The following is a 12647-nucleotide window of genomic DNA, read 5'->3' as shown; positions in this document are numbered from 1 at the left end:
GCTCAGGCGGCGTCCGACGGCCCGGCGAGCAGCTCGACGTCGTAGGCCTCGCGGCGGATCCGCTGGTCGACGTAGAGCAGGCTGTGCACGGTGCCGGTGAACGGGCTGCTCAGGGCGGACTGCACCAGCTGGCTGATCACCTGGCCGACGATCAGGGCGGTGACCGCGTGCTCGGGGCTGCTGGCGGCGATCACCTGCACGACGATCGAGACCGGCACGGCGAGCACGCTGCCGGCGATCCCGGCGACGAGCGAGGTCAGGATCGCGATGCCGAGCAGCCGCCAGAACCCGCCCTTCGAGAGCGCCATGCTGCGCCGCAGCGAGGCCAGGACGCCCAGGCCCTCGACCATGAGCACCGGCACGGCGAGCAGGAGCACGCGACCGTAGACGAAGGCGACGAGCACGACGGCGAGCACCACCGTGACGACCCCGACCAGCACGGCGGCGGCCACGGGCAGCAGCGCGATCGCCAGGCCGATCACCACGCCCGCGACGACGACGCCGACGACGGCGGCCGCGAGGGTCAGCAGCACCAGGCCGAGCAGCCGGAGCCGGCGACCGCGGGTCTGGGCCCAGGCCTCCCCGAGGCCGACGACGCGGCCTCGGGCGGCGCCGACGGCGACCTGGGCGATCATCCCGCCCACCAGCGTCGACCCGACGGCCTGCAGCAGCAGGCCGACGACGACGGCGCCGCCCAGGGCGATCAGCGGCGCGATCATCGAGTCGTCGACGCGGGGGTCGGGGCCGAGCAGGCCCGCCGAGGAGAGCACGGGGTCGGTGGCGACGGCGGCGATGAGCGGCAGGACGCCGGCGACGGCGGTGACGAGCACGGAGGCCCCGATCGTGGCTCCGGCGTTGCGCCGGAGCACGGCGAACGCGCCGTTGAAGAGGTCGCCCAGCCCCAGCGGACGCAGCGGGATCGCCCCCGGCTGGAGCACGGGGGGCTGCCACGCCGGCGGCTGCGCCGGGTACGGCTGACCGGGGTACGGCTGCCCCGGGTACGGCTGACCGGGGTACGGCTGCCCCGGGTCGGACGAGGGCGGTGACGACGGCGGCACGCTCCAGCCCGGCGGCTGCCAGCCCGGGGGCGGCGGGCCCTCGGCGGGCGGCTGCTGATCGGATCCAGACATGGACGTCCTCCGTTCGACCTGGCCGGCGGGGTCGACCGGGTGGCAGGCCCCGGATCCGGCCGCGGCCCATCCTGCCCAATCCGGTCCGCCGCCCGCAGCCCGACGCGTCCTCCCGCTCGATTTGGCGCGTCCGTCGCCGTTCTGACAGGATGCTCAGGTTGCTCCGGCGGGTCCGTCGGAGTGCGGCACATCTTGACACCTGAATCGCGTCTCCCGTGAGCTCAGTGGTCGGCGTGCGCCGCACCAGCTCGTGCCGGCCTGGTCCGCGCCCGAGGGAGACCCGATCAGCCCGACGAACCGTCGGGCGCCACCGAGGCAGCCGGCACGAACCTGCTCTGGCTTGTCCCACTACGGCGACACGCCCGACCGCGGGGGTCGCTGGCTCCGGGGGTGGGCAGCAGGACGGCGCCGACTCAAGCCCGAGGACGCCCGAACACGCTCAGCGGTACGACAAGTGAGGACGAGAGAGACCTATGGCGGGACAGAAGATCCGCATCAGGCTCAAGGCCTATGACCACGAGGTGATCGACACCTCGGCGCGCAAGATCGTGGACACCGTCACCCGCACGGGTGCGAAGGTCGCCGGCCCCGTGCCGCTGCCGACCGAGAAGAACGTGTACTGCGTCATCCGCTCGCCCCACAAGTACAAGGACTCCCGCGAGCACTTCGAGATGCGCACCCACAAGCGCCTGATCGACATCATCGACCCCACCCCGAAGACCGTCGACTCGCTCATGCGCCTCGACCTCCCCGCGGGCGTGGACATCGAGATCAAGCTCTGAGGCTGGAGACATGACTTTCGAACGCAACGCGAAGGGGCTGCTGGGCACCAAGCTCGGCATGACCCAGCTCTGGGACGAGAACAACCGCGTCGTCCCCGTCACCGTGATCGCCGCGGCGACCAACGTGGTCACCCAGGTCCGCACCCCCGAGGTCGACGGCTACAACGCCGTGCAGATCGGGTTCGGCGAGATCGAGGCCCGCAAGGTCAACAAGCCGGAGGCCGGCCACTTCACCAAGGCCGGCGTCACGCCGCGTCGCCACCTGGTCGAGATCCGCACCGCCGTCGCCGGCGAGTACGCGGTCGGCCAGGAGATCGGCGTCGACACCTTCGCCGCCGGCGAGCAGATCGACGTCACCGGCACCAGCAAGGGCAAGGGCTTCGCCGGCACGATGAAGCGTCACGGCTTCGCCGGCGTCTCGGCCTCCCACGGTGCCCACCGCAACCACCGCAAGCCGGGCTCCATCGGCGCCTGCGCCACCCCGGGTCGCGTGTTCAAGGGCGTGCGCATGGCCGGCCGCATGGGCACGGACACCGTCACCACCCAGAACGTCACCGTGCACGCGGTCGACACCGAGAAGGGCCTGATCCTGCTGAAGGGCGCCGTCCCCGGCCCCAAGGGCGGTCTCGTGGTCCTGCGCTCGGCGGCCAAGCTCACCGGCAAGGAGGCCTGACCATGGCTGTCCAGACCGTCAAGGTCGACCTGCCCGCGGAGATCTTCGACGCGAAGGTCAACGTCCCGCTGATCCACCAGGTCGTCGTGGCCCAGCAGGCCGCGGCCCGCCAGGGCACGCACGCCACCAAGACCCGCGGCGAGGTCCGCGGCGGTGGCAAGAAGCCCTACAAGCAGAAGGGCACCGGCCGGGCTCGTCAGGGCTCGACCCGCGCCCCGCAGTTCGCCGGCGGTGGCACCGTCCACGGCCCGCAGCCGCGCGACTACAGCCAGCGCACCCCCAAGAAGATGAAGGCCGCCGCGCTCCGTGGCGCCCTCTCCGACCGGGCCCGCAACGGCCGCATCCACGTCGTCGAGGGCCTCGTCGAGGGCGAGACCCCGTCGACCAAGGCCGCGCTCGCGTCGCTCGCGACCCTCGTCGCGGACCGCGCGAACTTCCTCGTCGTGCTCGAGCGCTCCGACGTCGTCACCTGGCTGTCGCTGCGCAACGCGCCGCAGGTGCACCTCGTCGCCGTCGACCAGGTCAACACCTACGACGTGCTCGCCGCCGACGACGTCGTCTTCAGCAAGGGCGCGTTCGACGCGTTCGTGAGCAGCAAGGAGGCCGCCCAGTGAGCACCCTGCACAAGGACCACCGCGACGTCCTGCTCGCGCCGGTGGTGTCGGAGAAGAGCTACGGCCTCCTCGACGCCAACAAGTACACGTTCATCGTGCGCCCCGACGCGAACAAGACCGAGATCAAGATCGCGGTCGAGAAGATCTTCGGCGTCAAGGTCACCTCGGTGAACACGCTGAACCGTCAGGGCAAGGCCCGCCGCACCCGCAACGGCATCGGCAAGCGCAAGGACACCAAGCGCGCGATCGTCAGCCTGGCCGACGGTGACCGCATCGACATCTTCGGAGGTCCGGTCTCCTGACCGGGCGAGTAGAGGACTGAACTGATGGCTATCCGCAAGTACAAGCCGACGACGCCCGGTCGTCGTGGCGCGTCGGTCGCCGACTTCGTCGAGATCACGCGCACCACGCCGGAGAAGTCGCTGACGGTGCCGCTGCCCAAGAAGGGCGGTCGCAACAACCAGGGCCGCATCACCACCCGTCACCAGGGTGGTGGCCACAAGCGGGCCTACCGCATCATCGACTTCCGTCGCTACGACAAGGACGGCGTGCCGGCCAAGGTCGCTCACATCGAGTACGACCCCAACCGCACCGCCCGCATCGCGCTGCTGCACTACGCCGACGGCGAGAAGCGCTACATCGTGGCGCCCAAGGGCCTCACCCAGGGCACCCCGGTGGAGTCCGGCGTGGGCGCCGACATCAAGGTCGGCAACAACCTGCCGCTGCGCAACATCCCGGTCGGCACCACGATCCACTGCGTGGAGCTGCGTCCGGGCGGCGGCGCCAAGCTGGCCCGCTCGGCCGGCAACAGCGCCCAGCTCGTCGCCCGTGAGGGCGCGCGCGCCACGCTGCGTCTCCCCTCGGGCGAGATGCGCTTCGTCGACGTGCGCTGCCGCGCCACGATCGGCGAGGTCGGCAACGCCGAGCAGTCGAACATCAACTGGGGCAAGGCCGGCCGAATGCGCTGGAAGGGCAAGCGCCCGACCGTCCGCGGTGTCGTCATGAACCCGGTCGACCACCCGCACGGTGGTGGAGAGGGCAAGACCTCCGGTGGTCGCCACCCGGTCTCGCCGTGGGGCAAGCCCGAGGGCCGTACGCGCAAGCGCAAGGCCTCGGACGCCCAGATCATCCGTCGCCGCAAGTCCGGAAAGGGCCGTAAGTAATGCCTCGCAGCCTGAAGAAGGGCCCCTTCGTCGACGACCACCTGCAGAAGAAGGTGGACGCGGAGAACGAGAAGGGCACCCACAACGTCATCAAGACCTGGTCGCGCCGCTCGATGATCGTGCCGGACATGATCGGTCACACGATCGCCGTGCACGACGGTCGCAAGCACGTCCCGGTCTTCGTGTCCGACTCCATGGTCGGCCACAAGCTGGGCGAGTTCGCCCCGACCCGCACCTACCGCGGTCACGTCAAGGAAGACCGGAAGGGACGTCGTCGATGAGCACCACCGAGCGTCAGCGCGTCAGCGCCCGCCGCGAGTCGCTGCTCGGCGACCAGCCGGGTGCGTTCGCCTCCGCGCGCTTCGTCCGCATCACGCCGATGAAGGCGCGCCGTGTCGTCGACCTGGTCCGGGGCCTCCCGGTGGCCGACGCCCTCGCCATCCTCCAGTTCGCGCCGCAGGCCGCGTCCGAGACGGTCTACAAGATCCTCGAGAGCGCGATCGCCAACGCCGAGACCACCGAGGGCCTGAGCCGCGACGACCTCGTCGTCAGCGTCGCGATGGTCGACGAGGGTCCGACGATGAAGCGGTTCCGCCCGCGGGCCCAGGGCCGCGCCGCGCGGATCAACAAGCGCACCAGCCACATCACGCTGGCGGTCCAGCCGGCCTCCGTCGTGGCCGCGAAGAAGGGGAAGGGCGCCTGATGGGCCAGAAGATCAACCCGAACGGCTTCCGTCTGGGCATCTCCACCGACCACAAGTCGCGGTGGTACGCCGACAAGCTGTACAAGTCCTACGTCGGCGAGGACGTCGCGATCCGCAAGCTGCTCTCCAAGGGCATGGAGCGGGCCGGCATCTCCAAGGTCGAGATCGAGCGCACCCGTGACCGCGTCCGCGTGGACATCCACACGGCGCGCCCGGGCATCGTCATTGGTCGCCGCGGCGCCGAGGCCGACCGCATCCGCGGCGAGCTCGAGAAGCTCACCGGCAAGCAGGTGCAGCTGAACATCCTCGAGGTCAAGAGCCCCGAGGTCGACGCGCAGCTCGTCGCCCAGGGCGTCGCCGAGCAGCTCGCGGGTCGCGTGCAGTTCCGCCGCGCCATGCGCAAGGCGATGCAGACCACGATGCGCTCGGGTGCCAAGGGCATCCGGATCCAGTGCTCGGGTCGCCTCAACGGCGCCGAGATGTCGCGCACGGAGTTCTACCGCGAGGGCCGCGTGCCCCTGCACACCCTCCGCGCCGACATCGACTACGGCTTCTACGAGGCCAAGACCACCTTCGGCCGCATCGGCGTGAAGGTCTGGATCTACAAGGGCGAGGTCGCCGGCACCCGTGCCGAGCGCCAGGCCCAGGCCGCGGCCCGCGCCGGCGTTCCCGGACGCTCCGGTCGCCCGACGCGTGGCGGCGAGCGTCCCGGTCGCTCCTCGCGCGGCGACCGTCCGGCTCGCGGCGAGCGCCCCGAGGGCACCGAGGCTCCGGCCGAGGCCACCGCCGCGGCTCCCGCTGAGAACACCGCAGGATCGGAGGCCTGACCATGCTGATGCCTCGTCGCGTCAAGCACCGCAAGCAGCACCACCCGAAGCGCACCGGTGCGGCCAAGGGCGGCACCACGCTCGCCTTCGGCGACTTCGGCATCCAGGCGATCGAGGGTCACTACGTGACCAACCGACAGATCGAGTCGGCTCGTATCGCGATGACCCGTCACATCAAGCGTGGCGGCAAGGTCTGGATCAACATCTACCCGGACCGTCCGCTCACGAAGAAGCCCGCCGAGACCCGCATGGGCTCCGGCAAGGGCTCGCCGGAGTGGTGGGTCGCGAACGTCAAGCCCGGCCGTGTCATGTTCGAGCTCTCCGGCGTCCCCGAGGACGTCGCCCGCGAGGCCATGCGCCGCGCGATCCACAAGCTCCCCATGAAGTGCCGGTTCATCTCCCGAGAGGCTGGCGAGTTCTGATGGCGAAGGGTACGACCGCCCACGAGCTCGACGATCTGACCGACGTCGACCTCGAGGCCAAGCTCCGCGAGGCCAAGGAGGAGCTGTTCAACCTCCGCTTCCAGGCCGCCACCGGCCAGCTGGAGAGCCACGGCCGACTCGGCTCGGTCAAGAAGGACATCGCCCGGATCTACACCGTGGTGCGCGAGCGCGAGCTCGGCATCCGCGTGGCGCCGGGCCAGAGCAACGAGGACGGTGCCGCATGAGCGAGCAGGCCGAGGCCACCACCGAGGAGCGCAACGCCCGCAAGACCCGCGAGGGTCTGGTCGTCAGCGACAAGATGGACAAGACCGTGGTCGTCACGGTCGAGGACCGCGTCAAGCACCCGCTGTACGGCAAGGTCCTGCGCCGCACCAGCCGGCTCAAGGCGCACGACGAGCAGAACGAGTGCGGCATCGGCGACCGGGTCCTGATCATGGAGACCCGTCCGCTGTCGGCCACCAAGCGCTGGCGCGTCGTCTCCATCGTCGAGAAGGCGAAGTGACCCTGGCGCGGGTTCCGCGCCGCTAGCACCCTCTCCGCTGCCCCGGCACACCGGGGCGGCGGGGGAGACCATCACCAGTTCGGCCAGGCTCGCCGCCCGCGAGGGCGACGAGAACCAGCTCGACAACCAGGAGAAACTCAATGATCCAGCAGGAGTCGCGACTCAAGGTCGCCGACAACACCGGTGCGAAGGAGATCCTCTGCATCCGCGTGCTCGGTGGCTCGGGTCGGCGCTACGCCGGCATCGGCGACGTCATCGTCGCCACCGTGAAGGACGCGATCCCCGGCGGCAACGTCAAGAAGGGTGACGTCGTCAAGGCCGTCGTCGTGCGCACCGTCAAGGAGCGCCGTCGGCCGGACGGCTCGTACATCCGCTTCGACGAGAACGCCGCGGTGATCCTCAAGAACGACGGCGAGCCGCGCGGCACCCGCATCTTCGGCCCCGTGGGTCGCGAGCTGCGCGAGAAGAAGTTCATGAAGATCATCTCGCTCGCCCCGGAGGTGCTGTGATGTCGAAGAGGAACCCGTCGGTGAACATCAAGAAGGGTGACACCGTCAAGGTCATCGCCGGCAAGGACAAGGGCGCCGAGGGCAAGGTCATCTCGGTCCTGCGTGCCGAGCAGCGCGTGATCGTCGAGGGCGTCAACCGCGTCAAGAAGCACACCAAGGTCGTCAACCAGGGCCAGGGCAACACCGGCGGCATCATCACCACCGAGGCCCCGATCCACGTCTCGAACGTGATGCTCGTCGAGGGTGGCGGCACGACCCGCATCGGCTTCCGCCGCGAGCAGGTCACCAAGCGTCGCCCCGACGGCTCGGAGTACACCGCGGAGCGCAGCGTCCGCATCTCCCGCAAGACCGGTAAGGACATCTGATGACCGAGACCCAGACCTCCGTCCCGACGCCGCGGCTCAAGACCCGCTACCGCGAGGAGATCCTCCCCGCGCTGAAGTCGGAGTTCGAGATCGCCAACGTCATGCAGGTCCCCGGCCTGACGAAGATCGTCGTCAACATGGGCGTCGGCGAGGCGGCCCGCGACTCCAAGCTGATCGAGGGCGCGATCAAGGACCTCACGGCGATCACCGGCCAGAAGCCGATGGTCACCAAGGCCCGCAAGTCGATCGCGCAGTTCAAGCTCCGCGAGGGCATGCCGATCGGCGCGCACGTCACGCTGCGCGGCGACCGCATGTGGGAGTTCCTCGACCGCCTGCTCTCGCTGGCGCTGCCCCGCATCCGCGACTTCCGCGGTCTCAACCCGAACCAGTTCGACGGGCGCGGCAACTACACGTTCGGTCTGACCGAGCAGGTCATGTTCCACGAGATCGACCAGGACCGCATCGACCGCTCGCGCGGCATGGACATCACGGTCGTCACCACGGCCACCACCGACGCCCAGGGCCGCGCGCTGCTCAAGCAGCTCGGCTTCCCGTTCAAGGAGAACTGACATGGCGAAGACCGCTCTGAAGGTGAAGGCCGCGCGCAAGCCGAAGTACGCGGTGCGTGCCTACACCCGCTGCCAGCGCTGCGGCCGGCCGAAGGCCGTCTACCGCAAGTTCGGCCTGTGCCGCATCTGCCTGCGCGAGATGGCGCACCGCGGAGAGCTGCCCGGCGTCACCAAGTCCAGCTGGTGACCCGCCCCGATTCCAACCGCTGAAGGTCCCTCGCCGCGCGCGAGGTGAAACCGCAGAAGAGAGAGAACACCCACTCATGACGATGACTGACCCGATCGCAGACATGCTCACGCGTCTGCGCAACGCCAACCAGGCGTACCACGACTCGGTGTCGATGCCCTACAGCAAGCTCAAGCAGGGCGTCGCCGAGATCCTCCAGCAGGAGGGCTACATCACCTCCTTCGCGGTCGCCGAGCCGGCCGAGGGCCAGGTGGGCAAGACGCTCACCATCACCCTCAAGTACGGCCGCAACCGTGAGCGCTCGATCGCCGGCGTCCGCCGCATCAGCAAGCCCGGCCTGCGCGTGTACGCCAAGCACACCGGCCTCCCGAAGGTGCTCGGCGGCCTCGGCGTCGCGATCATCTCGACCAGCCAGGGCCTGCTCACCGACCGCCAGGCCAACCAGAAGGGCGTGGGTGGGGAAGTCCTCGCCTACGTCTGGTGACGAGAGACCGAGAGGAGAACGAGTAATGTCGCGCATTGGCAAGCTCCCCGTCCCGGTCCCGTCCGGCGTGAACGTCGACATCGTCGGCGCCACCGTCACGGTCAAGGGCCCGAAGGGCACCCTGAGCCACACCGTCGCCGCGCCGATCACCGTCGAGCAGGCCGAGGGCGTGCTCGAGGTCAAGCGCCCCGACGACGAGCGGATCAGCAAGTCGCTCCACGGCCTGACCCGCACCCTGGTCAACAACATGGTCGTCGGCGTCACCGACGGCTACGAGAAGAAGCTCGAGATCGTGGGCGTCGGCTACCGCGTCCTGTCCAAGAGCCCCACCCAGCTGGAGTTCCAGCTCGGCTTCTCGCACCCCGTCGTCGTCAACGCCCCCGAGGGCATCACCTTCGCGGTCGAGACCCCCACCAAGTTCGGGGTCCAGGGCATCGACAAGCAGCTCGTCGGCGAGGTCGCCGCGAACATCCGCAAGCTGCGCAAGCCCGAGCCCTACAAGGGCAAGGGCGTCCGCTACGCGGGCGAGGTCGTTCGCAAGAAGGTCGGAAAGGCTGGTAAGTGATGGCCATCTCGCTGTCGAACAACAAGCACACCGCGGCTCGCGTCCGCTCGCGCCTGCGTCGTCAGGCCCGGGGTCGCAAGAAGATCTCCGGCACCGCCGAGCGTCCGCGCCTGGTCGTCACCCGGTCCACCAAGCACATCACCGCCCAGGTCGTCGACGACCTCGTCGGCAAGACGCTGGTCTCCGCCTCCACCATGGAGGCCGACCTGCGCGGCACCGAGGGCGACAAGACCGCCAAGGCCAAGCGCGTCGGCGAGCTCGTCGCCGCACGGGCCAAGGAGCAGGGCGTCGAGTCGGTCGTCTTCGACCGGGCCGGCAACAAGTACCACGGTCGCGTCGCGGCCCTGGCCGACGGCGCCCGCGCGGGCGGCCTGAGCTTCTGATCGCAAGAGCTGCAGAAGAGAGAAGAGGAACAGTCTCATGAGCGGAGCCCAGCGCGGACAGCGCGGTGGCGAGCGCCGTGGTCGCGACAACGGTCGCAACCAGGGTGCGGACAAGACCGCCTACATCGAGCGGGTCGTTGCGATCAACCGCGTCGCCAAGGTCGTGAAGGGCGGTCGTCGCTTCAGCTTCACCGCCCTCGTGGTCGTCGGTGACGGCGACGGACTCGTCGGTGTCGGCTACGGCAAGGCCAAGGAGGTGCCCGCGGCGATCGCCAAGGGCGTCGAGGAGGCCAAGAAGCACTTCTTCCGCGTGCCCCGCATCCAGGGCACCATCCCGCACCCGGTCCAGGGTGAGAAGGCGGCCGGCGTGGTCTTCCTGCGCCCCGCGTCTCCCGGTACCGGCGTGATCGCGGGTGGCCCGGTGCGCGCCGTCCTGGAGTGCGCCGGCATCCACGACATCCTGAGCAAGTCGCTCGGCTCGTCGAACCAGATCAACATCGTGCACGCCACGGTCGAGGCGCTCCGGCTCCTCGAGCAGCCCGAGGCCGTCGCCGCGCGCCGCGGCCTGCCGGTCGAGGACGTCGCCCCGGCGGCGCTGCTCAAGGCCCGTGCCGAGGTCCCGGCGGCTGCTGCGGAGGTGACCTCCTGATGGCTCAGCTCAAGGTCCAGCAGATGAAGTCGTCGATCGGTCGCAAGGCCAACCAGCGCGAGACCCTGCGCAGCCTCGGTCTCAAGCGCATCGGCGACGTCGTGGTCAAGGAGGACCGGCCCGAGATCCGGGGCATGGTCCACACCGTCCGTCACCTCGTGACGGTCGAGGAGGTCGACTGACATGACGCTCAAGCTCCACAACCTCCGTCCGGCCCCGGGCGCCAAGACCGCCAAGACCCGCGTGGGTCGCGGTGAGGGCTCCAAGGGAAAGACCGCCGGTCGCGGTACCAAGGGAACCAAGGCCCGCTACCAGGTCCCGGTCGCCTTCGAGGGTGGCCAGATGCCGATCCACATGCGGCTCCCGAAGCTCAAGGGCTTCAAGAACCCGTTCAAGGTCGAGTTCCAGGTCGTGAACCTCGACAAGATCGGCGAGCTGTTCCCCGAGGGCGGCGCCGTCACCGTCGAGGAGCTCGTGGCCCGCGGCGCGGTCCGCAAGAACCAGCCCGTCAAGGTCCTCGCCCAGGGCGAGATCTCGGTCAAGGTCGACGTCTCCGCCAACGCGGTGTCGGCCTCGGCCAAGGACAAGATCGAGGCCGCCGGCGGCTCGGTCACCCTGGTCTGACACGTCAGACCCGAACCACGTGCGCAGGGCGCGGGAGCGCCGCCTCCGAGGCGGGACTCCCGCGCCCTTCGTCGTCGTCGCTGCTGTTAGGCTTCCCGAGGCTCCCGACCGGACCCGCCACCGGGGAGCCGTTCACCGTGTGAGGAAGAGGATCTGCTCGTGCTAGGCGCCTTCGCCAACGCTTTCCGGACGCCGGACCTGCGCAAGAAGCTGTTGTTCGTCCTCCTGATCATCGTGATCTTCCGGGCGGGCTCGCAGATCCCCGCGCCCGGCGTCAACGTCGGCAACGTCCAGGCGTGCCTCGACATCACGCGATCGGGGGAGAACGCCGGGCTGTACAACCTGGTCAACCTGTTCTCCGGCGGAGCTCTGCTCCAGCTCACGATCTTCGCGCTCGGCATCATGCCGTACATCACCGCCAGCATCATCCTGCAGCTGCTCGTCGTGGTGATCCCGCGACTCGAGGCGCTGAAGGAGGAGGGCCAGGCGGGTCAGACCAAGATCACCCAGTACACCCGCTACCTCACCCTCGGCCTCGCGCTCCTGCAGGCCACCGGCATCGTGGCGCTCGCGCGCGTCCCCGGACGCCTGCTGCAGGGCTGCGACAAGCCGCTGCTGCACGACGAGGGCACGGGCACCTTCCTCGTCATGGTCATCACCATGACGGCCGGCACCGCGGTGATCATGTGGCTCGGCGAGCTCATCACCGAGCGCGGCATCGGCAACGGCATGTCCCTGCTGATCTTCACGCAGGTCGTCGCGACCTTCCCGGCGGCCATGTGGCAGGTCGCGCAGCAGGAGGGCTGGTGGACCTTCGCGATCGTCGTGGCCATCGGCCTGGTGATCATCGGCGCCGTCATCTTCATCGAGCAGGCGCAGCGCCGCATCCCCGTGCAGTACGCGCGCCGGATGGTCGGGCGCCGCATGTTCGGCGGCTCGTCGACCTACATCCCGCTCAAGGTCAACCAGGCCGGCGTCATCCCGGTCATCTTCGCCAGCTCGCTGCTGTACCTGCCGGCCATGGCGGTGCAGTTCAACCAGAGCTCGACGAACCCTCCCGGCTGGGTCGACTGGATCAGCCGCTACTTCGTGCGGGGAGACCACCCGCTCTACATGATCGCGTTCTTCCTGCTGATCGTGTTCTTCTCCTACTTCTACGTCTCGATCACCTTCAACCCGCAAGAGGTGGCCGACAACATGAAGAAGTACGGCGGCTTCATCCCCGGGATCCGGGCGGGCAAGCCGACCGAGGACTACCTGTCCTACGTCCTGTCCCGCATCACGCTGCCCGGATCGCTCTACCTCGGCATCATCGCCCTGATCCCGCTCATCGCGCTCGTGCTGGTCGGCGCCAACCAGAACTTCCCGTTCGGCGGCACGTCCATCCTGATCATGGTCGGCGTCGCGCTCGACACCGTGAAGCAGGTCGAGAGCCAGCTCCAGCAGCGCAACTACGAAGGATTCCTCCGCTGACG

Annotated in this window: 23 protein-coding genes; 22 read left to right on the top strand and 1 reads right to left on the bottom strand. The window is 69.3% G+C overall.

Features of this window, described 5'->3' with window-relative positions; translation table 11 throughout:
• Window positions 1–2: 2 nt before the first annotated feature.
• Window positions 3–1130, bottom strand: a complete 1128-nt coding sequence (locus K8Z61_RS08455; RefSeq protein ID WP_224128395.1) for a hypothetical protein — start codon at window positions 1128–1130, stop codon at window positions 3–5.
• A 473-nt stretch (window positions 1131–1603) separates the two neighbouring features.
• Here K8Z61_RS08455 and rpsJ point away from each other — a divergent pair, with 473 nt between their 5' ends.
• The 22 genes from rpsJ to secY all read left to right on the top strand — a co-directional run bounded on the left by rpsJ (window position 1604) and on the right by secY (window position 12645).
• Window positions 1604–1912: a 30S ribosomal protein S10 gene (gene rpsJ / locus K8Z61_RS08450; RefSeq protein WP_008360994.1), complete on the top strand. Its 309-nt coding sequence runs from the start codon at window positions 1604–1606 to the stop codon at window positions 1910–1912.
• 10 nt (window positions 1913–1922) lie between these two features.
• A complete protein-coding gene (gene rplC / locus K8Z61_RS08445) occupies window positions 1923–2585 on the top strand; it encodes a 50S ribosomal protein L3 (protein ID WP_224128393.1) in 663 nt (220 codons plus the stop codon).
• 2 nt (window positions 2586–2587) lie between these two features.
• On the top strand, window positions 2588–3199 hold the full coding sequence (rplD, locus tag K8Z61_RS08440) for a 50S ribosomal protein L4 (RefSeq protein ID WP_224128391.1): 612 nt from the start codon (window positions 2588–2590) through the stop codon (window positions 3197–3199).
• Complete coding sequence (gene rplW / locus K8Z61_RS08435; protein WP_224128389.1) at window positions 3196–3501, top strand: 50S ribosomal protein L23; 306 nt, start codon at window positions 3196–3198, stop codon at window positions 3499–3501. The genes rplD and rplW overlap by 4 nt, the downstream gene beginning before the upstream one ends.
• A 24-nt stretch (window positions 3502–3525) precedes the next feature.
• Entirely contained in the window at window positions 3526–4362 is an 837-nt protein-coding gene (gene rplB / locus K8Z61_RS08430; RefSeq protein ID WP_224128387.1) for a 50S ribosomal protein L2, read from the top strand.
• Window positions 4362–4643, top strand: a complete 282-nt coding sequence (gene rpsS / locus K8Z61_RS08425; protein WP_224128385.1) for a 30S ribosomal protein S19 — start codon at window positions 4362–4364, stop codon at window positions 4641–4643. The genes rplB and rpsS overlap by 1 nt, the downstream gene beginning before the upstream one ends.
• Entirely contained in the window at window positions 4640–5065 is a 426-nt protein-coding gene (gene rplV, locus K8Z61_RS08420; protein ID WP_224128383.1) for a 50S ribosomal protein L22, read from the top strand. Before rpsS ends, rplV begins: the two co-directional genes overlap by 4 nt.
• A complete protein-coding gene (rpsC, locus tag K8Z61_RS08415; RefSeq protein ID WP_224128381.1) occupies window positions 5065–5892 on the top strand; it encodes a 30S ribosomal protein S3 in 828 nt (275 codons plus the stop codon). The genes rplV and rpsC overlap by 1 nt, the downstream gene beginning before the upstream one ends.
• Before the next feature lie 2 nt (window positions 5893–5894).
• The gene (rplP, locus tag K8Z61_RS08410) at window positions 5895–6314 is read left to right on the top strand and encodes a 50S ribosomal protein L16 (RefSeq protein ID WP_224128379.1); all 420 of its coding nucleotides are present in this window, start codon (window positions 5895–5897) and stop codon (window positions 6312–6314) included.
• The gene (gene rpmC / locus K8Z61_RS08405; protein WP_224128377.1) at window positions 6314–6559 is read left to right on the top strand and encodes a 50S ribosomal protein L29; all 246 of its coding nucleotides are present in this window, start codon (window positions 6314–6316) and stop codon (window positions 6557–6559) included. The genes rplP and rpmC overlap by 1 nt, the downstream gene beginning before the upstream one ends.
• Window positions 6556–6837, top strand: coding sequence for a 30S ribosomal protein S17 (rpsQ, locus tag K8Z61_RS08400; protein WP_224128375.1), 282 nt, complete (start codon window positions 6556–6558; stop codon window positions 6835–6837). Before rpmC ends, rpsQ begins: the two co-directional genes overlap by 4 nt.
• A 140-nt stretch (window positions 6838–6977) precedes the next feature.
• Window positions 6978–7346 (top strand): 50S ribosomal protein L14, encoded by a 369-nt coding sequence (rplN, locus tag K8Z61_RS08395; protein ID WP_011757324.1) that lies wholly within the window; start codon window positions 6978–6980, stop codon window positions 7344–7346.
• The gene (gene rplX, locus K8Z61_RS08390) at window positions 7346–7711 is read left to right on the top strand and encodes a 50S ribosomal protein L24 (RefSeq protein ID WP_224128374.1); all 366 of its coding nucleotides are present in this window, start codon (window positions 7346–7348) and stop codon (window positions 7709–7711) included. Before rplN ends, rplX begins: the two co-directional genes overlap by 1 nt.
• Window positions 7711–8280, top strand: coding sequence for a 50S ribosomal protein L5 (rplE, locus tag K8Z61_RS08385; protein ID WP_224128372.1), 570 nt, complete (start codon window positions 7711–7713; stop codon window positions 8278–8280). Before rplX ends, rplE begins: the two co-directional genes overlap by 1 nt.
• A 1-nt stretch (window position 8281) precedes the next feature.
• Window positions 8282–8467: a type Z 30S ribosomal protein S14 gene (locus K8Z61_RS08380; RefSeq protein ID WP_224128370.1), complete on the top strand. Its 186-nt coding sequence runs from the start codon at window positions 8282–8284 to the stop codon at window positions 8465–8467.
• A gap of 76 nt (window positions 8468–8543) precedes the next feature.
• Complete coding sequence (rpsH, locus tag K8Z61_RS08375; RefSeq protein WP_224128368.1) at window positions 8544–8951, top strand: 30S ribosomal protein S8; 408 nt, start codon at window positions 8544–8546, stop codon at window positions 8949–8951.
• A gap of 25 nt (window positions 8952–8976) precedes the next feature.
• Window positions 8977–9516, top strand: a complete 540-nt coding sequence (gene rplF / locus K8Z61_RS08370) for a 50S ribosomal protein L6 (protein WP_224128366.1) — start codon at window positions 8977–8979, stop codon at window positions 9514–9516.
• The gene (rplR, locus tag K8Z61_RS08365; RefSeq protein WP_224128364.1) at window positions 9516–9899 is read left to right on the top strand and encodes a 50S ribosomal protein L18; all 384 of its coding nucleotides are present in this window, start codon (window positions 9516–9518) and stop codon (window positions 9897–9899) included. The genes rplF and rplR overlap by 1 nt, the downstream gene beginning before the upstream one ends.
• Window positions 9900–9936: 37 nt before the next feature.
• A complete protein-coding gene (gene rpsE / locus K8Z61_RS08360) occupies window positions 9937–10548 on the top strand; it encodes a 30S ribosomal protein S5 (protein WP_224128362.1) in 612 nt (203 codons plus the stop codon).
• Window positions 10548–10730 (top strand): 50S ribosomal protein L30, encoded by a 183-nt coding sequence (gene rpmD, locus K8Z61_RS08355; protein WP_224128360.1) that lies wholly within the window; start codon window positions 10548–10550, stop codon window positions 10728–10730. The genes rpsE and rpmD overlap by 1 nt, the downstream gene beginning before the upstream one ends.
• A gap of 1 nt (window position 10731) precedes the next feature.
• On the top strand, window positions 10732–11172 hold the full coding sequence (rplO, locus tag K8Z61_RS08350; RefSeq protein ID WP_224128358.1) for a 50S ribosomal protein L15: 441 nt from the start codon (window positions 10732–10734) through the stop codon (window positions 11170–11172).
• A 159-nt stretch (window positions 11173–11331) separates the two neighbouring features.
• Complete coding sequence (gene secY / locus K8Z61_RS08345; protein WP_224128356.1) at window positions 11332–12645, top strand: preprotein translocase subunit SecY; 1314 nt, start codon at window positions 11332–11334, stop codon at window positions 12643–12645.
• The last annotated feature ends 2 nt before the right edge of the window (window positions 12646–12647 follow it).

It is taken from the genome of Nocardioides sp. TRM66260-LWL (genome assembly GCF_020075545.1).
Taxonomy (GTDB): Bacteria; Actinomycetota; Actinomycetes; order Propionibacteriales; family Nocardioidaceae; genus Nocardioides.
This window is presented reverse-complemented; position numbering and strand designations above follow the sequence as displayed.

Coding starts and splice junctions, on each gene's coding strand:
- K8Z61_RS08455 (WP_224128395.1), bottom strand. CDS start 1,130: ATGTCTGGATCCGATCAGCAGCCGCCCGCCGAGGGCCCGCCGCCCCCG.
- rpsJ (WP_008360994.1), top strand. CDS start 1,604: ATGGCGGGACAGAAGATCCGCATCAGGCTCAAGGCCTATGACCACGAG.
- rplC (WP_224128393.1), top strand. CDS start 1,923: ATGACTTTCGAACGCAACGCGAAGGGGCTGCTGGGCACCAAGCTCGGC.
- rplD (WP_224128391.1), top strand. CDS start 2,588: ATGGCTGTCCAGACCGTCAAGGTCGACCTGCCCGCGGAGATCTTCGAC.
- rplB (WP_224128387.1), top strand. CDS start 3,526: ATGGCTATCCGCAAGTACAAGCCGACGACGCCCGGTCGTCGTGGCGCG.
- rpsS (WP_224128385.1), top strand. CDS start 4,362: ATGCCTCGCAGCCTGAAGAAGGGCCCCTTCGTCGACGACCACCTGCAG.
- rplV (WP_224128383.1), top strand. CDS start 4,640: ATGAGCACCACCGAGCGTCAGCGCGTCAGCGCCCGCCGCGAGTCGCTG.
- rpsC (WP_224128381.1), top strand. CDS start 5,065: ATGGGCCAGAAGATCAACCCGAACGGCTTCCGTCTGGGCATCTCCACC.
- rplP (WP_224128379.1), top strand. CDS start 5,895: ATGCTGATGCCTCGTCGCGTCAAGCACCGCAAGCAGCACCACCCGAAG.
- rpmC (WP_224128377.1), top strand. CDS start 6,314: ATGGCGAAGGGTACGACCGCCCACGAGCTCGACGATCTGACCGACGTC.
- rpsQ (WP_224128375.1), top strand. CDS start 6,556: ATGAGCGAGCAGGCCGAGGCCACCACCGAGGAGCGCAACGCCCGCAAG.
- rplN (WP_011757324.1), top strand. CDS start 6,978: ATGATCCAGCAGGAGTCGCGACTCAAGGTCGCCGACAACACCGGTGCG.
- rplX (WP_224128374.1), top strand. CDS start 7,346: ATGTCGAAGAGGAACCCGTCGGTGAACATCAAGAAGGGTGACACCGTC.
- rplE (WP_224128372.1), top strand. CDS start 7,711: ATGACCGAGACCCAGACCTCCGTCCCGACGCCGCGGCTCAAGACCCGC.
- K8Z61_RS08380 (WP_224128370.1), top strand. CDS start 8,282: ATGGCGAAGACCGCTCTGAAGGTGAAGGCCGCGCGCAAGCCGAAGTAC.
- rpsH (WP_224128368.1), top strand. CDS start 8,544: ATGACGATGACTGACCCGATCGCAGACATGCTCACGCGTCTGCGCAAC.
- rplF (WP_224128366.1), top strand. CDS start 8,977: ATGTCGCGCATTGGCAAGCTCCCCGTCCCGGTCCCGTCCGGCGTGAAC.
- rplR (WP_224128364.1), top strand. CDS start 9,516: ATGGCCATCTCGCTGTCGAACAACAAGCACACCGCGGCTCGCGTCCGC.
- rpsE (WP_224128362.1), top strand. CDS start 9,937: ATGAGCGGAGCCCAGCGCGGACAGCGCGGTGGCGAGCGCCGTGGTCGC.
- rpmD (WP_224128360.1), top strand. CDS start 10,548: ATGGCTCAGCTCAAGGTCCAGCAGATGAAGTCGTCGATCGGTCGCAAG.
- rplO (WP_224128358.1), top strand. CDS start 10,732: ATGACGCTCAAGCTCCACAACCTCCGTCCGGCCCCGGGCGCCAAGACC.